Origin of the sequence: Micromonospora sp. NPDC005174, from assembly GCF_040608495.1 — a bacterium.
In the GTDB taxonomy this organism is placed as follows: Bacteria; Actinomycetota; Actinomycetes; order Mycobacteriales; family Micromonosporaceae; genus Micromonospora.
This window is the reverse complement of record NZ_JBEXIJ010000008.1, coordinates 169,792-188,565: the sequence shown is the minus strand read 5'-3', so window position 1 is coordinate 188,565 and position 18,774 is coordinate 169,792. Positions and strand designations below refer to the sequence as shown.

The following is an 18,774-nucleotide window of genomic DNA, read 5'->3' as shown; positions in this document are numbered from 1 at the left end:
CTGGCCCCCGTCGATCATGAAGTTATTGCCGCCGTCGTCGGCGTGTCTTGGCAATAACTTCATGATCACCCGGCGGGGAGACCGGGAGGCCGGGGGGAGGGGGGTGGGGTGGGTTAGGCGACGTTGACGGGGCGGAACTGGACGCTGACCCTTGGGCCTACCGGGCGGGTGGTCTTGGGGATGGCGTGTTCCCAGGTGCGCTGGCAGGAGCCGCCCATGACGATCAGGTCGCCGTGCCCCACCGGGAAGCGCAGGCTGTCGCCGCCGCCGCCGCGAGGGCGCAGCAGCAGAGGCCGGGGTGACCCGAAGGATACGATCGCGACGATCGTGTCGTTGTGGGCCGAGCGGCCGATGGTGTCACCGTGCCACGCGACGCTGTCGCGGCCGGAGCGGTAGAGGCACATGCCGGCGGTGACGAACGGTTCGCCCAGCTCGGGTGCGTAGTGCCGGGTCAGTGCCGTCCGCGCCGAGGTGAGCACCGGGTGCGGCAGTTGCCGCTCACCGTCGTACCAGCAGAGCAGGCGTGGCACGTCGACCTCGCTGTCGTACATGGTGCGGCGCTCCGCACGCCAGGGCACCTCGGCGAGCAGGGTGTCCAGGACCGCGTCGGAACCCTGCACCCAACCCGGAAGGTGGTCGACCCAGGCCCCCCGGCTCAACTGGTGCCGCCGGATCTGACCGCCCAGCGGCCCCAGGGTCGGCTCCGCGTCGGTCAAATCGAGCATCGACGGCTGGTAGGCGGCCTCCATGAAGCCACCCTAGCAGCACGTTAGTACACCCGTGCGAGTGTCAGACCCCGAGCGGGGAGCCCCGACCCACGACCGCGTCGATCTTGCACTTTCGGTCGACGACATGAGGGGATTTGCCCCTTGTGTCGCAACAGAAAGTGCAAGATCGCGGAGGTGGGGGGCGGGGGCAGGGCGGGGTCAGGTTGGGGTGGGGGCGGTTTGTAGCACCGCGTCCACGACGCGGGCGCGGCCCTGGCCGTCCACGGCGGCCCAGGCTCGGGCGGCCAACGCTGCGCGGCGTTGCGGCGAGCTGAGGAGCCCGTTGAGCGTTCGCGCCGCCGTAGCCCGGGCGGTCCGCCCGGGCATCCCGGTGGCGGTCAGGTCCGGCAGTTCGCCGAGGCCGGCGGCCAGGCCGTGTCGCACCACCCGGGTGTACGACTCGCGTTGGTTGTCGACCACGCAGACCAGTGCCGCGGGCGCGCCGAGGCAGCACAGTTCCCAGGTGGAGGTGCCGGCGGCGCTGACGACCAGGTCCGCCTCGGTGATCAGTGCGGGCAGCGCGCCGGTGGGCGGGACGGGACGCACGATCTGTCCCCGCCCGGGGGTGATCGTCTCCAGCTCGGCCTCGATCTCGGGTCGCCCGACGACGACCGTGAGGTCCATCGGGTGGCCGGTGGCCAGCAGCACCCGGGTCAGCACCGGGGCCGCGCCGACCGCGTCGGTGCCGCCGAAGAAGGCCAGCACCCGGGGCCTGCCGACCGCCGTGGCGGGCCGGGGCGTCGCCGGGCGGGCGGTCACGACCGAGTCGCGCAGCAGGGCGTACCCGCTGCCGGCGAGCAGCCGTCCGGGCAACGCCGGAAGCTGTGCCCCGAAGTTCTGGTCGAGGTAGAGGTCGGCGTCCTGGCCCCGGCTGTCCCCGTCGATGACGGCGAGGGTGACGACACCCGCCGCGCGCAGGGCGCCAGCACCTGCCGGGTCCAGTTCGTACGAGTCGAGGACCACCACGTCGAGGTCGTGCCGTCGGGCCGTCTCGACCAGCTCGCTCGGTGACTCCGGGCCGGGGTGCAGCTCGATTCCGCGCGCGGCCAGTTCGGCGCTGGCCCAGCCGACCCGCTCGACAGTGCCGAACACCGCGACGTGGGCGCCCCGGGCGAGGAACTCTTCGGCGAGGGCGAGGCAGCGGACGAGATGCCCGACGCCGCGCCGTGGCCCAGCGTCGCAGCGGAGTCCGACCCGTAGCGCGCTCAGGACTCCTCCAGCCGCTTCTGGCGTACGTCGGCGTTGAGCGCGCGCAGCCGGGGTTGCCCGTCGAGCCAGTCGGCGAGCTTGGCGAGTGGCACGCTCACGTCGCCGAAGTGGTCGGCGACGGCGCTCACCAGCGCCCAGTCCTGCTCGGTGTCGAGGGTGAGCCGCAGCGCCGAGCGGTCCGGGGTGAGGGTCACCCCGAGCACCCGGAACAGCTCCGGATGGGTGTACGCGTACGAGGTGACGTGCACGCGGTGGTGGCCGGTGGCGAGCCGGTCCAGGGTACGCAGGGCCTGGGCGCGGATGATCTCCACGTCCAGTCCGCGGGGCAGGGTGCGGGCGATCGACGTGCTTGCGTAGTCCAGGCCGGGCACGGCCCGGTACACCGAGGCGACAAGCGTGATGATCTCCGGGTCGAGCAGCGGGCAGTCGGCGGTGAACCGCATCACCGCGTCGCCCGGGTGCGCGGCGAGCGCGCCCACGAAGCGGCCCAGCACGTCGTCGACGGGTCCGCGGTGGCACGGCACGCCGAGTCGCCGGCACTCGTCGACCACCGCGTCGTCGACCGCGTCGGTGCTCGTCGCGACCACCAGGTCGGCGAGGACGCCGCTGTCGAGGGCGGCGCGGACGACACGGCCGAGCACGGACCGCCCGGCGAGCGGGCGCAGCACCTTGCCGGGCAGCCGCGACGAGCCCATCCGGGCCTGCACGATGCCGACGATCCGTGGCGCGGGGGTCTGGCCCGGGTCAGGTGGGCCCGCCGTCGCGGGAGCGCCGCCGTCGTCGGTCACTGCTGCTCCTCCTGCCCCGTGCCGAGTTGCTTCGGGGCGAGCGCCGCCCGTGCTCGTCGCTTCGCGGCACGCGCACCCCGCTTGGCCAGCCGGGCCGGAGTGATGGCGAGCCGGCCGACGCGGTAGCTGATGGACCCGCTGAGCAGTCCGACCTTCGCCTCGGCCCGGCGCAGCGCCCGCTCCCGGGACGTGAGCAGCTCGTCGGTCCACCGGGTCAGGGCCGCGAGCCGACTGATCTCCTCGCGTTGACGCAGCCACGCCTCGCGTAGCTGCTGGTAGCTGTGCGCGCCGAGCGGCGGATCGGTCGGTTCGACCGCCTGGAGTTCGGTCGCGAGGGCTGTCCGGTGCTCGACGTCCAGGCCGTGCAGGCTCGCCGTGATCGCCGCCTCGGCCTGTACCGCCTCGGTCACTGTCGCCCGATCCAGGTCGTGGCCGGCGAGCCCGCCGAGGACGACGGTGAGGCCGGCGACGTCGAGGGTGGACGACCACGGGTGGGCGTACCCGCCGGTGAGCAGGGCCGCCGCGAAGCGCCACAGCCCGCGGGCCAGCACCACGTCGCCGGGAAGTCGGTCGGCGGCCCGCCAGCTCGGGTCGAGCACCGCGAAGCGCTCCCCTTCGACCACGATGTTGTCGGCGCTGGCCAGCGCTGCGGCGCCGGCGAGGCGTCCGTCGGCGTCGGCCTGGTCGGCGAGCCAGCCCGCGTACCCGTGCAACAGCGTGCGCACCGTCGCCAGGTCGCGGCGCAGCGCGGCATCGAGCAGCAGGGTGTGCAGCAGTCGCCCGGACGGCACCGGCCCGGTCAACGCGTCGGGGTCCCGGTACGCGGCCTCGCGGCTGGCGAACGGCGCGGCCGGCGCGGTCGGGTCGGCGGTGACCACGTGGCCCCACCGCCAGCCCGACGGGCCGTCGCGTACCTCCAGCACGCCGATCCCGGGCTGCCCGGACGACCCCGTCTGCACCAGCGCCACCGGCAGATCCCCGTCGGCTGGGGTGTCGGTGGGTCCGCCGGGCCGGTGGGCCAGCATCAGCCAGGCCGGCGCCAGGTCGGCGGCGCGCCCGGCGTGCAGGGCGTCCACCGCCAGCCGGGCCGGGTCCTGGAGCACCGTCGCGGGGGCGAAGGCACCGGCGCAGGCGCCGTGCAGCACCGCGTCGAACAGCCCTCGGTGCGCGCCGCGGTCGAGCTGGTCGGCGTCGAGCAGAGCCGTCGCCGTAGCGCCCTCGGGGTACGCGGCCCAGCAGGCGCTCGGGCGGAGCCCGCTGTCGGTGATCCGCTGGCGGAGCTGGTCCCGGTTGGCGGGGTGGGCCGCATCGAGCACGCCGGCGATCATCCAGGCGGAATCGTCGCGGGCGGCGTACCAGGGGGTGGTGGCGACCAGCCGATGCAGCCCGAGCGGGTTGTCCAGGCGCAGCAGCAGCGCGCCGCCGGGGCGTACCGCCGCGACCAGCCGTGCCAGCACGCCGTCCCAGCCCAGCCGGGTGCCCTCCACCGACTCGATCGGGTCCAGGCCGGCGGCGGCGATCACCACGTCGTACGTCTCGTCGTCGGCCAGGCCGGCGGGGCCGCCGACGATCACGCGGGCGGCGCGCTGGGCCAGCGCCACGGCGTCCGGGTGGCTGCGCAGCAGGCAGGTCACCTCGGCGTGGGCGAGCCGGTCGAGCAGCGCCGGGTCGTGCGGGCCGGCCAGCAGGACACGCGCGCCGGGCGGTACGACGCGGGCGGCCAGAGCCGCGAGGGGTCCTCCGTCGGCCAACCGCTCCGTCGGCAGGTCGGACCAGGCCAGCATCTCGCCGCCGGGCAGGGTGATCCGGCCGGCGGGTGCCGTCTCAGTCGTCACTGTCGTCCTCTTCTTCTTCCGGAAGGTTCGCCCAACCGAGCAGTTCACGCAGCTCGGCAGGGGTGCAGCGGTAGTCGGTGCCCAGCTCCGCCCGGGCGATCGAGACCGCGGTGGGCCTGTCGACCTGCGGGCCGTGCAGCTCCGGCCACTGTCGTCGGATGCGGGCGGTGCCACCGAAGGTCGGGTCCTCGTTGGACAGGATCATCGGGTCGCCGTAGACCGCCGGTTCGCAGCCGGCCGCGATGCCGTAGAAGATCGCGCTGGTCAGCCGGTTGGAGGCTACCCGCCGGTGCCGGCGCAGCTCGGTCAACTGCTTGTCGAGGAACTCCGGGTCGGTGTCCTTCCACCAGTGTCCCCGGTAGCCGTGGCAGATCACCCGGAAGCCGGCGCGTTCGTAGAGCCGTCGGACGTGGCGCATGCCGTACTCGTGCCAGTAGAGGCAGACCGTGACCGGCCCGGGCTCGGTGTCCCGGATACGGGCGATCAGCTCCCGGTGGTCGCCCTTGACGTGCTGGCCCTCCCAGCCGTGGAACGGGTACCAGATGGTGCCCTCCCGCTCCTGCTCCGGCGGAGCCTCGGGCCGCATGGCCAGCAGGTAGACGAACGGAGCGCCGATCACGACGACGTTGCGCCGCCCCACCGACCAGGCCCGGCGGCGGGTCTGCTCGGACCAGAGCAGGCTCGGGGTGCGGTCGGCGTACGGGTGGCCCGGCGCGAGGCCGTCGCCGATGTTCCAGCCGTGCTGCACGTACCCGTTGATCCGTGGCGGATGCCGGTCGCCGAGACCGGCGTAACGGGCCAGCACGTGGGCGTGGCCGTAGAAGTGGTTCGCGTGGTGCATCAGCTTCCCATCAGGCGGCGGAACGCACCGCGCTGCCCCGCAGGATCGCGGTCAGCGCGTCGACGACGCGGTCCTGGTCGGCGTCGCTGAGTCCCGGGTAGAGCGGCAGCGACAGCTGCTGGGCGTAGAACGACTCGGCCACCGGACACGACCCGCGCCGGTAACCCAGGTCGGCGAAGGCGGGGTGCCAGTGCACGGGGATGTAGTTGACCTGCACACCGATGCCGGCGGCGCGCATCCGGTCGTACACCTCACGGCGACGGCCGTCGAGCACCCGGATCGGGTAGAGGTGCCACGCCGGGTCGGCCCACGACCTGCGGACCGGCAGGCGTACCCCGTCCAGGTTGGCCAGTGCCTCGTCGTAGCGGGCGACGAGCGCGGTCCGGCGGGCCGTGAACGCGGCGAGCCGGCGCAGTTGACTGCGGCCCAGCGCGCAGAGCACGTCCGGCAGGCGGTAGTTCAGCCCGAACTCGTGCACCTCCTGGTGCCAGCCGCCCTCGTCCGGGTGGCGCAGGTCGGCGCGCTCGCGGACCATGCCGACGCCACGGAACCGGCGGGCCCGCTTCAGGACCTCCGGGTCGAGCGCGGCGACCGCGCCTCCCTCGGCGGTCGTCAGATTCTTCGTGGGGAAGAACGAGAACGTGGTCAGGTCGGCGAGCGAGCCCACCGGCCGGCGACGGTACGTCCCGCCGATGGAGTGCGCCGCGTCGGCGAGCAGCAGCGCGTCGCTGCCCGCCAGCGCCGCGCGCAGCGCGTCGTAGTCGGCCGGGTGGCCGGCGTAGTCGACAGCGGAAACCACCTTGGTACGTGAGCTGACCGCCGCCGCCGCGGCAGCCGGGTCGAGGCAGAACGTCTCGTCCTCGACGTCGGCGAACACGATCTTCGCGCCGAGCGCGACGGCGCTGCTGGCGGTCGCCACGAACGTCATCGGTGGCACCACCACCTCGTCGCCCGGTCCCACCCCGGCAGCCGCGTACGCGACGTGCAGCGCCGCCGTGCCGTTGGAGACCGCGGCGACGCCCACCCCACCGGTCCAGCGGGCGAGGTCGGCCTCGAACGCGTCGACCTGCGGGCCGGTGGTGAGCCAGTCGCCGCGCAGCACGTCGGCGACTGCTGCGACGTCGTCCTCGGAGATCGACTGCCGGCCGTACGGGAGCATCCCCGTCATGCGGTCAGGCCGAGCATGTCGCGCAACTGCTCGACGCTGAGCCACTCGTCGTTGGTGTCCGACTGGTAGGCGAAGCCGTCCGGCACGGGCTCGCAGTCGACCGGCGGCTGGTAGCCCCAACCGGCGATGGTCGGCTGGACGATGTAGCGGTCCTTGGCGCGCAGCGTCCGCCGGCTGTCGTCCGGGGCGATCATCTCCTCGTGCAGCTTCTCGCCGGGCCGGATGCCGATCTCGTGGGTGGTGGCGTCCGGGGCGACGGCCTCGACCAGGTCGAGGATGCGCATGCTGGGAATCCGCGGCACGAACAGCTCGCCGCCCTGCATCTGGTCGAACGAGTCCATGACGAACTGCACGGCCTGCTCGAGGGTGATCCAGAAGCGGGTCATCCGCTTGTCGGTGATCGGCAGGCTCTTGCCCTCGGCGGCCAGCCGGTGGAACAGCGGGACGACCGAACCACGGCTGCCGACCACGTTGCCGTAGCGCACCACGGAGAACCGGGTCGGGTGGTGCGCGGCGTAGTGGTTGGCCGAGACGAACAGCTTGTCGCCGACCAGCTTGGTGGCGCCGTACAGGTTGATCGGGCTGGACGCCTTGTCGGTGGAGAGCGCGATGACCTTCTTGACGCCCGCCTCGATCGCGGCGTCGACGACGTGCTGCGAGCCGGTGATGTTGGTGGCGATGAACTCCGACGGGTTGTACTCCGCGGTGTCCACCTGCTTGAGGGCGGCGGCGTGCACGACGTGGTCCACGCCGTGCATCGCGCGGGTGAGGCGGTGCCGGTCCCGGATGTCGCCGATGAACCAGCGCAGGCGCGGATCGTCACCGAGCTGCTGGCGCAGCTCGTACTGCTTGAGCTCGTCGCGGGAGAAGACCACCACCCGTGCGGGGTCGGCCTCGGTGAGGATGTGCCGGAGGAAGGTCCTGCCGAAGGAACCCGTTCCCCCGGTGATCAGAATGGACGATCCATTCAACTCACTCAATTTGGTGCTCCCGTGATCGTGGATGAACCGGCGGCCCTCGGCCGGCCGACCGGGGTGAGACGCTAACCGCGGCGGGTTAACGCACCGGCGCTCGCGGGTTAACCGCTTCCCCTGGGGTCGTGAATGGCGGGCACCGCGCAGGCGAACACTTCCGACCGTCCGGCAAGCGGACTGACCAGGGGAGATTCGGCCGCTACAGTGGCCGCGCGAGCGACCCGGCAGCCCCTGCACGCCGGCGGTGCCGCGTTCACCCGACATCCGCGCCGCCTCGGTGCGAGCGGGTCATCCCCGAGCGTCACCGGCCGCGCCGGCGTGCCCAGCGGCCGGCCGGCCGGCAGTTCAGGAGGCGTTGATGGCAACCGGCAGCGACGTGATGGCACGGCCGGCGGTACCGGCCGAGACGTCGACCGAGACACCCGCACGCCGATGGCTGGTGCCGCTGCTGCTGTTCGTCGGGTGGGTGCTGAGCGTCGCCTGGCGCATGTGGCTGTCGCGGCACATCGCGCTGCCCATCGCCCACACCGACGAGGACAGCTATCTGAACACCGCCCGCGCCCTCGCCGGCGGTCCGGGCGGGTTCAGCAGCGAGAACGACCTGCTGCGTCGCGTCGGCTATCCCATGCTGATCTCGCCCGCGTTCCTCGGCCACCACGACTTCGCCGACAGCTACCGGCTGGTCCAGCTCATCAACGCGATGGTCAACTCGGCGCTGCTGCCGCTGGCGTACCTCCTCGGCCGGCGGGTGCTCCGACTGCCCCGCGCGTCGGCGCTGCTCGCGGCGGCCGCGGCGGCCACCCTGCCGGCCACCGCCTTCTACGCCGGGGTGGCGATGATCGACACGGTGATGGCGCCGCTCGTCGTCGCGTGGCTGCTCGCCGTACACCGCTGGATCGAGCGCCCCGGGCCGCTCGCGGCGGCCACCGTCGGCCTGCTGGTGGGGGCGTTCCACCTGCTGCACTCGCGCGGCCTGGTGATCGTTGCCGTGCACGCCGGCCTGGTCCTGCTGCTGTTCGCCCGCCGCCGGGTCACCCCCCTCGCGGTGCTCGCGGCGCTGCTGCCGGTGCTGGCCCTGGCGCTGGTCAACGAGGCCGGCATCCGCCTCCTCGGGGACAAGGTCTACCTGCTGGGCAGCACCCCCGGCGGCGGCACCGTCGCCGCGGTCGCCTCCGGGCAGGGAGTGGTACGCGTCGCGGCGGCCGTCACCACCCAACTCTGGTACCTCGTGGTGATCACGTTCGGACTGGCCGGATTCGCCTGGGCCGCCGCCGTCAAGGAGCTGTGGCGTCCACGCCACGGTGACGCCACCCGTTGGACGATGGGTGTCGCTCTGGTCGTGAGCGTCGGGGTGGCCAGCGGAGCGTCGGTGATCCTGGCCGGTATCACCGGCAAGCCGCTGGACGCGATCTACGGCCGCTACGTGCAGATGCTGGCCCCGTTCTGGCTGCTGGTCGGGCTCGGGGTGCTGCTCACCGAGGAGCGTCGGGTGGTGCTGCGCCGGGCGGCGGTCGCGGTGGGCCTGTTGGTCGCCGGTGGCGCGCTGGTCGCCGTCCGGCTCGCGTACGTGGCCAGCCGAGGGCACTCGCTGCGCTACGGCGGCTTCGGCGCGCCGGACCTGATGGCGTTGACCGACGGCTGGCGGGAGATGCGTCCGGTGCTCGGGTCGCTGCTCGGCATCGGCGCGTGCGTCCTGCTGGTGGCCGCCGTCCGCGTGCCCCGGCTGCGGCTGCCGCTGCTCGGTGTCCTGGTCGTGGTCAACCTCCTCACCATGCAGGTGATCGACCAGCGGCTGGTGCGACCGATGGCGGCCAGCACCGCGCCGACACCCCGGGTCGCCGACGTCGGCGTACGCCCCGGCGAGCGCGTCTGGGCCTCCACGGGCGTGCACTACATCCTGCGGTTCAACCTGAGCCACCAGGTGACCTGGACCGACGTGCGGTGGTTCCGCGAGCAGCCACCCGCCGCCGCGCAGGTGGTGTTCGCCCGCTGGGCCCCCGGCCAGCCGGACGACTGGGACGGCGCGAAGTACGGTTTCGTCCGGCTCGGCGGCAACGAGGAGCAGCACTGGGCGGCCTGGCGGCGCGCCTGATCCGACGCCCGTTCCGCCCGGTGGCATCCGCGTTTCGATGAACGGCGGATGTCCACCGGGCGCACCGGCGGTTAACGTTTTTCCGCCATCGCGGAAATTGTGCGCCAATCAGCGCTGGCGGCGATCCTCGCGCGCCAGGGAAATCGGGATGACGGTGATTTCACGACCGTCGGAAATTTCCTGTCGCGGTGTGTCCTCGACGAATCGGAAACGCCGGTTCATCTGTCGTACGACGGTGTTGTGCGCCAGCACCTCCCCGTCGAGCCGCGCCAGGTGCAGTCCGTCGAACGCGTACTCCACGGCCTCCCGCATGACCCCCAGCCAGGCCGGCAGCGTCGCGCCCCGCTCGGCCAGCCCGTCCGCGTCCAGGTAGAAGCCCCACGCGCCCGTACGCGGACCGTCCAGCCGCAGGTCGAAGAAGGTGACGACGCCGCAGGGCGTGTCGTCGTGGACGTACACCAGGACCCGTCGCGTCGGGTCGGCGCGCACCGCCGACCACCACCGGGCGTGCTCCTCGGCGGTGATTTCGTGGCTGGTCTTGCTGACCTGACGGTTGGTTTCCTGATTACGCCAGGACAACATCAGATGAACGTCGTCCGCCGTCGCTTCGCGTAGCACGTGCTCCCGCTTTCCTGTCTGTTCACATCCGGTCGGAGCACCTTACCCGGGCCTACCGGGAAAGCAGTTATCCATTCGTTGGGTTGTAGACTCCGGCGCATGAACGAATTGAGTCGCGCGCAGATCCGCGACCTCATGGCGCAGGTGCTCAAGAACCAGGACAAGGAACTGCCCGCCGACGACGCGGCGCAGCTGCGGGACATCGGCTTCCGCTCGCTGGACTTCTCCGAGCTCGCCCTGCGGGTGGAGGACGAGACGGGGGAGGAGCTCAACTTCGACGCTCCCGGCCTGCGTCGCATCGCCACCGTCGGCGACGTCCTCGACTTCCTCGTCGAGCTTGCGCAGCAGTGACCGTCGCGACACCCCACCCGGCCGGCGCAGGCGTGGAGCCGGCCGGCGTCGACAACCGCCTCGTCGTGGGCGGCGCCCCGCTGACCTGGCGGACGCTGCCGGCGGCGGAGCTGCCCGACCCCGCCGCGGTGCTGGCGCGCTCGGCCCGGCACGCGCTCGCCGCCGCGCGGCAGCACGCCGTGCACGGCACCGAGCTGCTGCTCAGCAGCGCGAGCCGGGTGGACGCGACAATGCGCGCGGAGCTGCACGACGCCGGGTTCACCGTGACGGTCCTCGACGACGACGGCGCGCACCCCAGCGCGCCCGCCCGACCACGCGCCGCCGAACCCGGCCGGCTGTGGCTGCTGACGTCCGGCTCGACGGGCCGTCCCAAGCGGGTCGGGCACACCCTCGACACGTTGACCACCGTGCGGGCCGACCAGCCCGACCGGACCTGGCTGTGCCCCTACGCCCCCGGCACGTACGCCTGGTGGCAGGTCGTGACCCTCTCGCTGACCCAACCCGGTCAGCACCTGGTGGTGGTCGACCCGGACGAGCTGGACGACTGGCCCGTGGTCGCCGCCGCGCACGGGGTCGACGCCGCGTCCGGCACGCCCACCTTCTGGCGGCGCACCCTCTACCGGGACGCCGCCGCGCTCGCCCGGGTGCCGTTGCGTCAGATCACCCTCGGCGGCGAGCCGGTGGACCAGGCGATCCTCGACCAGCTGCGCGAGGTCTTCCCCGCCGCGCGGATCTCCTGGATCTACGCGTCCTCCGAGGTGGGCGCGTCCATCGTGGTGCACGACGGGCTCGCCGGGTTTCCCGTCGAGTGGCTGGACCGGGAGACCCCGGGTCGCCCCATCCTCTCCGTGCACGACGACGAGTTGGTCGTCACCTCCCCGTACCACGGGGTCGGGCTGTCCGGTCCGGTCCGCACCGGTGACCGGGTGCAGGTGGTCGACGGGCGGGTGCTGATCACCGGCCGGCTGGACTCCGACGAGATCAACGTCGGTGGGAGCAAGGTCTCCGCCGGTGTGGTCCGTGGCGTGCTGACCCAACACCCCGGCGTGGCCTGGGCCCGGGTCACCGGCCGCCGCGCCCCGGTGCTCGGCCGGATGGTCGTCGCCGACGTGGTCCTCGCGCCCACCGGAGACTCTGCCGACGCGGCCCCGGCCCGGGTTGACGGTTCCGCCGAACACACTGACGCTCCGCTGCCCGACGAGGCCGCGCTGGTCCGCTGGTGTGCCGATCGGCTGCCCGAGCACGCCGTGCCCCGCCGGATCCGTGTGCTGACCGAGATTCCCGTCAAGGAGACCCTGAAGAGCGATGTCTGACCCCGCCCACACCCAGCTCGTCCCACCCAGCTCCGTGGTCCTCGTCTCCGGCGGTTCCCGGGGGCTCGGCCTGGCCATCGTCACCGACCTGCTCGACGCGGGCGTACGGGTGGCCGCGTTCGCCCGTACCGTCACCCCCGAGTTGGAGAAGCTCGCCGCCGAGCACCCCGACCGGGTGCACGTCGGTTCGGTCGACGTCACCGACCTGCGCGCCGCGCAGAGCTTCGTCCGCGAGGTGGAGCAACGTCTCGGCCCGATCGACGGCCTCGTCAACAACGCCGCGGTCGGGCAGGACTCCCTGCACGTGCACACCGCCACCGACGACATCGCCCGGATCATCGAGACCAACCTGACCGCGCCGCTGCAACTGACCCGGCTGGTGATCCGTCGGATGCTCGGCAAGGGGCTGCGGGGCCGGATCGTCAACGTCACCTCGATCTGCGCGCAGCGCGGTTTCCCGGGCCTGGTCGCGTACTCGGCTACCAAGGGAGGAATGGACGCGGCCACCCGCTCGCTCGCCCGGGAGCTCGGCGGTCGGATGCTCGTCAACGCGGTCGCACCCGGCTTCTTCGCCTCGGAGATGTCCGCCGTGCTCGGCCCGACCCAGCTCGACCAGATCGTGCGCCGCACTCCGACCGGCCACCTGACCGAGCCTGAGGAGGTCGTACCCGTGGTACGGATGCTGCTGCGCGAGCACACCAACATCAACGGCCAGGTCATCGTGGTGGACGGTGCCGCCTCCATCTGACCTGCGGCCGATGCTGCCGGCCGCGCACCGCCTGGTCGACGCTGGCCCGGCCGCGCCGCCGTCGGCACGCCCGGTGCCGGGACTGCTTGCCAGCGCCGAACGGCATCTACGAATCGGTACGCCCGCCGAGCTGGCCGACGCGACGACCCGCAGTCATCTCGACGACGGACGCTGCGTCGGCTGGTACGGCCCGCCGGTGCCGGGCTGGCGAGTGGCCGTCGACGCGGAGCGCGCCGATGCCCCGGTACCCCCGGCGCTTGCCCGGCGGTTCGGCGCGGGCGACTTCTGGGCCCGGTGGACCCGGGCCGAGTGCTGCTGCAAGTTGGCCGACGTGCCGATCGCGACCTGGTGGCGTCGGCACGGACTGGGCACTCCGGTGGACGGCACCATCCTCTGGCGCACCCTGCGCGTCGCCGACCTGGTGGTCACCATCGGCCTCGCGCCCGGCAGCTCACCGGCCCAGCAGCGTCAGCCCGGCCCAGCCCAGCCACGAGGGTGAGCTGAGCCGGGCTGGGCTGGGCTGCGTCGGTCAGATCACGTCCCAGCTCAACGGGGTGCCGCGCGGAACGTCGGTGGTGAAGGTGCGACCCAGCACCTTGTCGATCTCGACCGGGGCCAGTCCACCGGCCGGCCGGATCGATCGGACGTTCTGCGCCGTCACCGTCTCGCCGGCCCGGACGTCCTCGACTACGAACAGCGAACGACGGAACCGCAGCCCTTCCCGCTCGGCCGGCGTCGGGCCGACGGCGCTGCCGCCCAGCGCCGCGTACGCCCGGCCCGACTCGTCGACCAGTGCGGTCAACTCCGCCGGGTTCAGCGAGAAGTCCGAGTCCACGCCGCCGTCGGCCCGGTCGAGGGTCACGTGCTTCTCGATGAAGCAGGCGCCCAGCGCCACCGAGGCGACCGCCACGCCGATGCCGGGCGTGTGGTCGGACAGCCCGACCGGCACGTCGAACGCCCCAGCGAGCACCGGCAGTCGACGTAGGTTGCTGTCGGCGGGCGGCGCTGGATAGGACGCGGTGCAGGCCAGGAGGACGATGCCCGCCGCGCCGCCGTCGCGGGCGGTCCGTACGGCCGCGTCGATCTCGGCCATCGTCGCCATCCCGGTCGAGATCACCATCGGCTTGCCGGTGCTGGCCACCAGCCGGATCAGCGGCAGGTCCACCAACTCCGACGACGCGATCTTGTAGGCCGGAGCGTCCAGCGACTCCAGCAGCCTCACGGCGGTCGCGTCGAACGGGGACGAGAAGACCGTCAGCCCGCGCTCGCGGGCCCGCGCGAAGATCGGGGCGTGCCACTCGTACGGGGTGTGCGCCCGCTCGTAGAGGCGGTACAGGTTCTCCCCGCCCCACAGCTCGTGCCCACCGGAGATGCGAAAGGCCGGGGTGTCGACGTCGATCGTGATCGTGTCCGGCCGGTACGTCTGCAGCTTGAGCGCGTGCGCGCCGCTCTCGGCGACCGCGTCCACGATGGACAGCGCCCGGTCCAGGTCACCGTTGTGGTTACCGGACATCTCGGCGACCACGAACGGTCGCTCACCGGCACCGACCACGTGCGGTCCGATCTTGATTGTCGACGTCATTCCGACCTCTGTTCCCCTACGCCCGCACCGACGTGCGGTGGTGCTGTCGTCGTCCCCCGACGGGCGGACGACCTGAAAAACTCCGGTTCGGCCCTGCCGGCGTGCCGTGCGTGGCCGGTCACGGCAGGCGGCCGCCGGCCAACGCGTCCGAACGGTCCGCCGTACCGCCGGTGTGCCCGGCGTTCGACCTGCTCACCGGCGTCGCCGGTCGGGAGGGTTCGTCGGCCGTCGACGAGTCGGCGCCACCGGCCGGGCTGGGCCGTCGCCACCGGCCGGTGACCCGGTGCGCCTGCCGCAGCGCCGAGTACGCCAGCCAGTCACCGCGTCCGACCAGGCGGTGCTTCAGCCCGGTGACGCCCGACGGCATCGGATAGCCCCCCGTGGGCAGGTATCGGCGGTAGTGCTCGGCCACCCGGTGGAAGAAGGCGCGCCGCAGGTGCGGGTGCAGCCGGTCGTCGTTGCCGACCACCACCAGGTAGTGGCTGATCATCAATTGGAACAGCTCGGCCCGCAGGTCCTCGTCCGGGTGCCGGCGGGCGACCCACTCCATCAGCCGCTCGTACTGGCCGAACGCGTCGAAGTGCCGGCCGCTGCGGGTGGAGGTGATCGCGCCCTGACGGCCCTGCCGGTACAGGTAGCAGACCCGGTCCAGCACCGAGATCTTCTCCGCGCCGATCAGCAGGGGGTGGCTGAAGGGGATGTCCTCGTACCAGCCGGGGAAGAAGCGCAGCTCCAACTCGTCGAGGAAGGCCCGGCGTACCACCTTGTTCCACGCCGTGTGCTGCACCCGCAGCAGGTGCGGCTGGTCGGCCAGGCGGGCCACGCCCGGCACCCCGCGCAGCAGGTGGCTGCTCGCGTCGACCTCCCGCCGGCCGTCCTCGTGCACCCGCAGGTGGTCCAGCATCAGCACGTCGGGCTGGTGTTCGCGCAGCCGGTCCAGCACCGCCGCGATCGTGCCCGGTGGCAACCAGTCGTCGCTGTCGACGAACCAGACGTACTCGCCGGTGGCCACGTCGAGGCCCGCGTTGCGGGCCAACCCCAGACCGACGTTCTCCTTCAGGTGTACGACGCGGACGGTGTCGCGCCCGACGGCGTAGGACCGCAGCATCGCGCCGCAGCCGTCCGGGGAGGCGTCGTCCACGGCGATCAGCTCGACCGCCTCCGACTCGCCCGCCGGGATGTCCGCCCGAATCGACTCGAGGCACTGGTACAGGTACGCCTCGACGCCGTAGACAGGCACGACGATGCTCAGCAGCGGCGCGTGCGTCGGCTCATTGACCACCTCGCCACCTTTGACGACGTGGGTGGCCGGCCCCGGAACCACACGTGGCCGACGATGGTGGAGTCCCTGAACACCGGCGAAGCGCAAGGTTAACAACGGCCGCCCGGTTCACCCGGGAGTGACCCGGTAGGGTGCCTCGGTGCGGTCCTGCCGGGCCGTCGCGGGCGTCGCCGTCGCGTCGTCCGACGCTGCGGGCCCAGGAGGAGACGTACGTGCTGGTGACCCTGCGGAGCGTCGGGACCCCGGCATGACGAGCACCGCCGACGCGCCGGCCGCGCCGCCCGCCCCCGCGCGGTTGCCCTCACTGACCGGGCTGCGGTGGATCGCCGCTCTGCTGGTCTTCGGGTTCCACGCCGGGACGATGCGGATCATCGCCGAGCCGGACTACAAGGCCGTCGTCGACGCCCTCTTCACCCTCGGCCTGTCCGGGGTGCAGTTCTTCTTTATCCTCAGCGGCTTCGTGCTGGTCTGGTCGGCCCGCCCGGGCGGTTCGCGGCTGACCTTCTGGCGTCGCCGCGTCGCGAAGATCTACCCGAACCACCTGGTGCTGTGGGCCGCCGCGCTGCTTGTCGCCTGGTGGTTCGCCGATCCCGTCCTGCCGGCCGTCGCCGTGGAGAATCTGCTGCTGTTGCAGGCCTGGGACCCCCGGCTGGGCTGGTTCTACAGCGTCAACACGGTGAGCTGGTCGCTGTCCTGCGAGTTCTTCTTCTATCTCTGCCTGCCGCTGGCACTGCCCCTGCTGCGCCGGGCGCGACCCGCGGTGCTCTGGACGCTTGTCGTCGCGCTGCCCCTGCTGATCCTCGCGCTCTGGCCGGCGCAGCACCTGGTGCCCGAGGCGAGCCGCTGGTGGTTCACCCAGATCTTCCCGCCGGTGCGGTCCCTGGAGTTCTGGCTGGGCGCGGTGGCGGCCGAGCTGATGCTCCGGGGTCTGTGGCGCGGACCTGGCCTGACGACCGCCACCGCGATCTTCGTGGGCACCTGGGTGGCCGCCGGGCAGTGGATCCGCGCCGAGTTGTGGACGACCCTGCTCGCCGTCGCGTACCTGCTGGTGATCACCGCCGCCGCCGACGCCGACGTGCGGAACCGGCGCTCGCCGTGGCGCTCGCGTCCGCTGGTCTGGCTCGGCGAGGTCTCCTTTGCGTTCTATCTGGTGCACGTGCTGGTGATGACCAGCGTGCTCCGGCTCAGTGGCGACTGGGGGACCGGCTTCCGGGGCTGGCAGGGGCCCGCGGTGGTGCTCGGGTTCCTGCTTGTGAACCTGGTGCTCGCCGGGTTGTTGCACCGCTACGTCGAGACGCCGATGATGCGCCGGCTCGCGCCGCGCCGTACTCGTCGAGCGCCGATCGTCCCCCACCAGCGCGCCCCGGAGACCGGAGGCGTCGACCCCGACGTCCCCGGCGAATCCGCCCGCGCGCCCGCGCAAGATCGCACTCGATCCCGGTTGTAGTGGTCTCGTGAGCCGACTGAGGCCACTACATCAACGATCGAGCACGATCTTGACGGGCGCGGTGGCACCCACCAGAGCCGGCTCTCACGCCACCATGTCCACGCTGGTCGGACGGGGTCGGCGCGGCGCGGGCCGACACGCCCGTCGCCGATGCGTCCGGGCGGTCCCGACGGTAGCGTGAGGACGTGCTCCCGGTCGCGCTCACCTGTCCCCTGTGGTGGGTGGCGCGCTGGGCGGCACGGGTGCTGACCAGCCTCGCCGTGCTGTCGCTCGCCCTGGGCGCGGCCCCGGCGCTGCTGCCGGCATCGGCCGCAGCGGCCCCGCCGCCCACCATCGGGTCGCTCGCCCTCGCGGAGCCGCTCGGACCGTCGATCGCGGCCCTCACCGACCGCGCCGTCACCGACCGCGCGGCTCTCTCCGGCCGGGCCGCTGCCCAGCACGCCGGCGGGGACCCGGTCGCCGGGGCGCGGGCCGACGCCGGGCCGGCGCGGTCCGTCGACCCGCAGCCTGCGCTGAAGGATGCCTTGGCCGTCCTGCCAGGCCCGCCGGTGGCCGGCAACCAGGCCCGCACGGCCGCTGAGCCCTCGCTCCGAGCCGCCGGCCCGGCCAGCCGAGCCTCCCGAGCGCCGCCGGCCTAGCGGGTCACAGGCGGGGCGTCACGCCGTCCGGCGAGCGCCGAGTCGTATGCCAGACGCCGGTCTCTACCCGGCCACCGGACCCCCAGGCCGACCATTGGGCCCACGGGCCTGCCGTCGACCTGAGCGCCCCGCCACCGCACCTGACGACACACCGCCCGCACCCTCGCCGTGCGGCATCCCATCGCTGACGTGCTCATGCCGAGGAGCCGACCATGGAAACCGTCGTCTTCTACCAGTTCCTGACCGAGGTGCCCCAGGCCGCCGCCATCTGGTCGGCCCTGTTCCTGCTGGCGCTGACGGTCCTCGCCGTACTGGTGGCCCGCCCGGAGCGGGACTCGCCGGCGGCCGACCCGACGCCGCCGACCCCCACCGCCCGCGAGCTGGCCGCCGCGGAGATCGCCGACCTGCGCCGGTACGCCGAGGAGGTGGCCGTCGCCGCCGCCCGAGCGGCGCGGACCGCCCGACGCCGTCGCGCTGACTGGCTGGTCGCTCAGGACGAGGCGCAGCAGGCGTGGACGGCGTACGACGAGGCGGACACCGCGGCCCGCCGGGTCGCCACCGCAGGGGCGTTGCCGACTCCCCGGACCCCGCACACCCCCGGCGAGTACGCGGCCCGGGAGCGCTATCTGCACCGAGCCGCGATGGCGGCGTACTGGCGCGGGGAGCTGACCATGGCGCAGCTCGGTGACGTGTTCGGGCACCGGCGTGGCTGGGACCCCCGCCGACACCCGGTGGAGCAGGAGGTGCTGCTCGTCCGGGCGATCCGTGACGCGAGGCTGGCGGAGCACCGGGGGGCCGTGCAGCGGGAGCGGTCGGCCTGGCGGGACGCGGAGGTGGCCGCCGAGTCGGCGCGCACCCTCGCCGAGGAGGCGTACGCGGCGGCGGTGCGGTCGCGGCCGGGCCCGGCACGGTCACGGCGTACGGCGACGCGGGCGTCCCGTACGGCAGTCGTGGCGCGCTGGCGTCCGGCTCGGGCGGGTTGAGCCCGATCCGTTATGTGAGGCGCGCCACCGGCGGCGGAATCGGGCGACCGGCATCATCGGGGGCCATTGTTCCTGGCATTGCGGCGGCGTTGTCGGCGGCCTGTCCGGTTGTCGCCCACAGGTCCCGGCGGAACCGGT

General features: G+C 73.0%; 18 protein-coding genes. 8 read left to right on the top strand and 10 right to left on the bottom strand.

The window, feature by feature from the left end:
* Positions 1-113 precede the first annotated feature (113 nt).
* The 7 genes from ABZU91_RS12470 to pseB form a co-directional block, all read right to left on the bottom strand.
* Positions 114-749 carry an alpha-ketoglutarate-dependent dioxygenase AlkB gene (locus tag ABZU91_RS12470; RefSeq protein ID WP_355238123.1) on the bottom strand — a complete coding sequence of 212 codons (636 nt, stop codon included), beginning with the start codon at positions 747-749 and terminating at the stop codon, positions 114-116.
* A 177-nt stretch (positions 750-926) separates the two neighbouring features.
* Complete coding sequence (locus ABZU91_RS12465) at positions 927-1,859, bottom strand: spore coat protein (protein WP_355238120.1); 933 nt, start codon at positions 1,857-1,859, stop codon at positions 927-929.
* Between the two features lie 113 nt (positions 1,860-1,972).
* Positions 1,973-2,695, bottom strand: coding sequence for a glycosyltransferase family protein (locus ABZU91_RS12460; protein WP_355238305.1), 723 nt, complete (start codon positions 2,693-2,695; stop codon positions 1,973-1,975).
* Between the two features lie 65 nt (positions 2,696-2,760).
* The gene (locus tag ABZU91_RS12455; protein WP_355238117.1) at positions 2,761-4,599 is read right to left on the bottom strand and encodes a class I SAM-dependent methyltransferase; all 1,839 of its coding nucleotides are present in this window, start codon (positions 4,597-4,599) and stop codon (positions 2,761-2,763) included.
* Positions 4,589-5,440, bottom strand: a complete 852-nt coding sequence (locus ABZU91_RS12450; RefSeq protein ID WP_355238114.1) for a hypothetical protein — start codon at positions 5,438-5,440, stop codon at positions 4,589-4,591. Before ABZU91_RS12450 ends, ABZU91_RS12455 begins: the two co-directional genes overlap by 11 nt.
* Positions 5,441-5,450: 10 nt before the next feature.
* The gene (locus ABZU91_RS12445; RefSeq protein WP_355238111.1) at positions 5,451-6,608 is read right to left on the bottom strand and encodes an aminotransferase class I/II-fold pyridoxal phosphate-dependent enzyme; all 1,158 of its coding nucleotides are present in this window, start codon (positions 6,606-6,608) and stop codon (positions 5,451-5,453) included.
* Complete coding sequence (gene pseB / locus ABZU91_RS12440) at positions 6,605-7,588, bottom strand: UDP-N-acetylglucosamine 4,6-dehydratase (inverting) (protein ID WP_355238108.1); 984 nt, start codon at positions 7,586-7,588, stop codon at positions 6,605-6,607. The genes ABZU91_RS12445 and pseB overlap by 4 nt, the downstream gene beginning before the upstream one ends.
* 352 nt (positions 7,589-7,940) lie before the next feature.
* Here pseB and ABZU91_RS12435 point away from each other — a divergent pair, with 352 nt between their 5' ends.
* Positions 7,941-9,674: a hypothetical protein gene (locus tag ABZU91_RS12435; RefSeq protein ID WP_355238105.1), complete on the top strand. Its 1,734-nt coding sequence runs from the start codon at positions 7,941-7,943 to the stop codon at positions 9,672-9,674.
* A gap of 108 nt (positions 9,675-9,782) precedes the next feature.
* Here the strand turns inward: ABZU91_RS12435 and ABZU91_RS12430 are convergent, their stop codons facing one another.
* On the bottom strand, positions 9,783-10,292 hold the full coding sequence (locus ABZU91_RS12430) for a GNAT family N-acetyltransferase (RefSeq protein ID WP_355238102.1): 510 nt from the start codon (positions 10,290-10,292) through the stop codon (positions 9,783-9,785).
* A 99-nt stretch (positions 10,293-10,391) separates the two neighbouring features.
* Between ABZU91_RS12430 and ABZU91_RS12425 the strand changes: the two genes are divergently transcribed.
* Genes ABZU91_RS12425 through ABZU91_RS12410 form a run of 4 tightly spaced genes read left to right on the top strand, consistent with a single transcriptional unit; the run spans position 10,392 to position 13,203 of the window.
* On the top strand, positions 10,392-10,643 hold the full coding sequence (locus tag ABZU91_RS12425; protein ID WP_355238099.1) for an acyl carrier protein: 252 nt from the start codon (positions 10,392-10,394) through the stop codon (positions 10,641-10,643).
* On the top strand, positions 10,640-11,956 hold the full coding sequence (locus tag ABZU91_RS12420; protein ID WP_355238096.1) for an AMP-binding protein: 1,317 nt from the start codon (positions 10,640-10,642) through the stop codon (positions 11,954-11,956). The genes ABZU91_RS12425 and ABZU91_RS12420 overlap by 4 nt, the downstream gene beginning before the upstream one ends.
* Entirely contained in the window at positions 11,949-12,704 is a 756-nt protein-coding gene (locus ABZU91_RS12415; protein WP_355238093.1) for an SDR family NAD(P)-dependent oxidoreductase, read from the top strand. The genes ABZU91_RS12420 and ABZU91_RS12415 overlap by 8 nt, the downstream gene beginning before the upstream one ends.
* The gene (locus tag ABZU91_RS12410; RefSeq protein ID WP_355238090.1) at positions 12,688-13,203 is read left to right on the top strand and encodes a hypothetical protein; all 516 of its coding nucleotides are present in this window, start codon (positions 12,688-12,690) and stop codon (positions 13,201-13,203) included. The genes ABZU91_RS12415 and ABZU91_RS12410 overlap by 17 nt, the downstream gene beginning before the upstream one ends.
* A 30-nt stretch (positions 13,204-13,233) precedes the next feature.
* Here the strand turns inward: ABZU91_RS12410 and pseI are convergent, their stop codons facing one another.
* On the bottom strand, positions 13,234-14,286 hold the full coding sequence (gene pseI, locus ABZU91_RS12405; protein WP_355238087.1) for a pseudaminic acid synthase: 1,053 nt from the start codon (positions 14,284-14,286) through the stop codon (positions 13,234-13,236).
* A gap of 118 nt (positions 14,287-14,404) precedes the next feature.
* Positions 14,405-15,568: a glycosyltransferase gene (locus tag ABZU91_RS12400; protein ID WP_355238084.1), complete on the bottom strand. Its 1,164-nt coding sequence runs from the start codon at positions 15,566-15,568 to the stop codon at positions 14,405-14,407.
* Between the two features lie 247 nt (positions 15,569-15,815).
* On the opposite strand from ABZU91_RS12400, the gene ABZU91_RS12395 reads away from it, so the two are divergent.
* The 3 genes from ABZU91_RS12395 (at position 15,816) to ABZU91_RS12385 (ending at position 18,636) form a co-directional block, all read left to right on the top strand.
* On the top strand, positions 15,816-17,015 hold the full coding sequence (locus ABZU91_RS12395; RefSeq protein ID WP_355238081.1) for an acyltransferase: 1,200 nt from the start codon (positions 15,816-15,818) through the stop codon (positions 17,013-17,015).
* A 185-nt stretch (positions 17,016-17,200) separates the two neighbouring features.
* Complete coding sequence (locus tag ABZU91_RS12390; RefSeq protein WP_355238078.1) at positions 17,201-17,653, top strand: hypothetical protein; 453 nt, start codon at positions 17,201-17,203, stop codon at positions 17,651-17,653.
* Between the two features lie 212 nt (positions 17,654-17,865).
* Entirely contained in the window at positions 17,866-18,636 is a 771-nt protein-coding gene (locus tag ABZU91_RS12385) for a hypothetical protein (RefSeq protein WP_355238075.1), read from the top strand.
* Positions 18,637-18,774 lie beyond the last annotated feature (138 nt).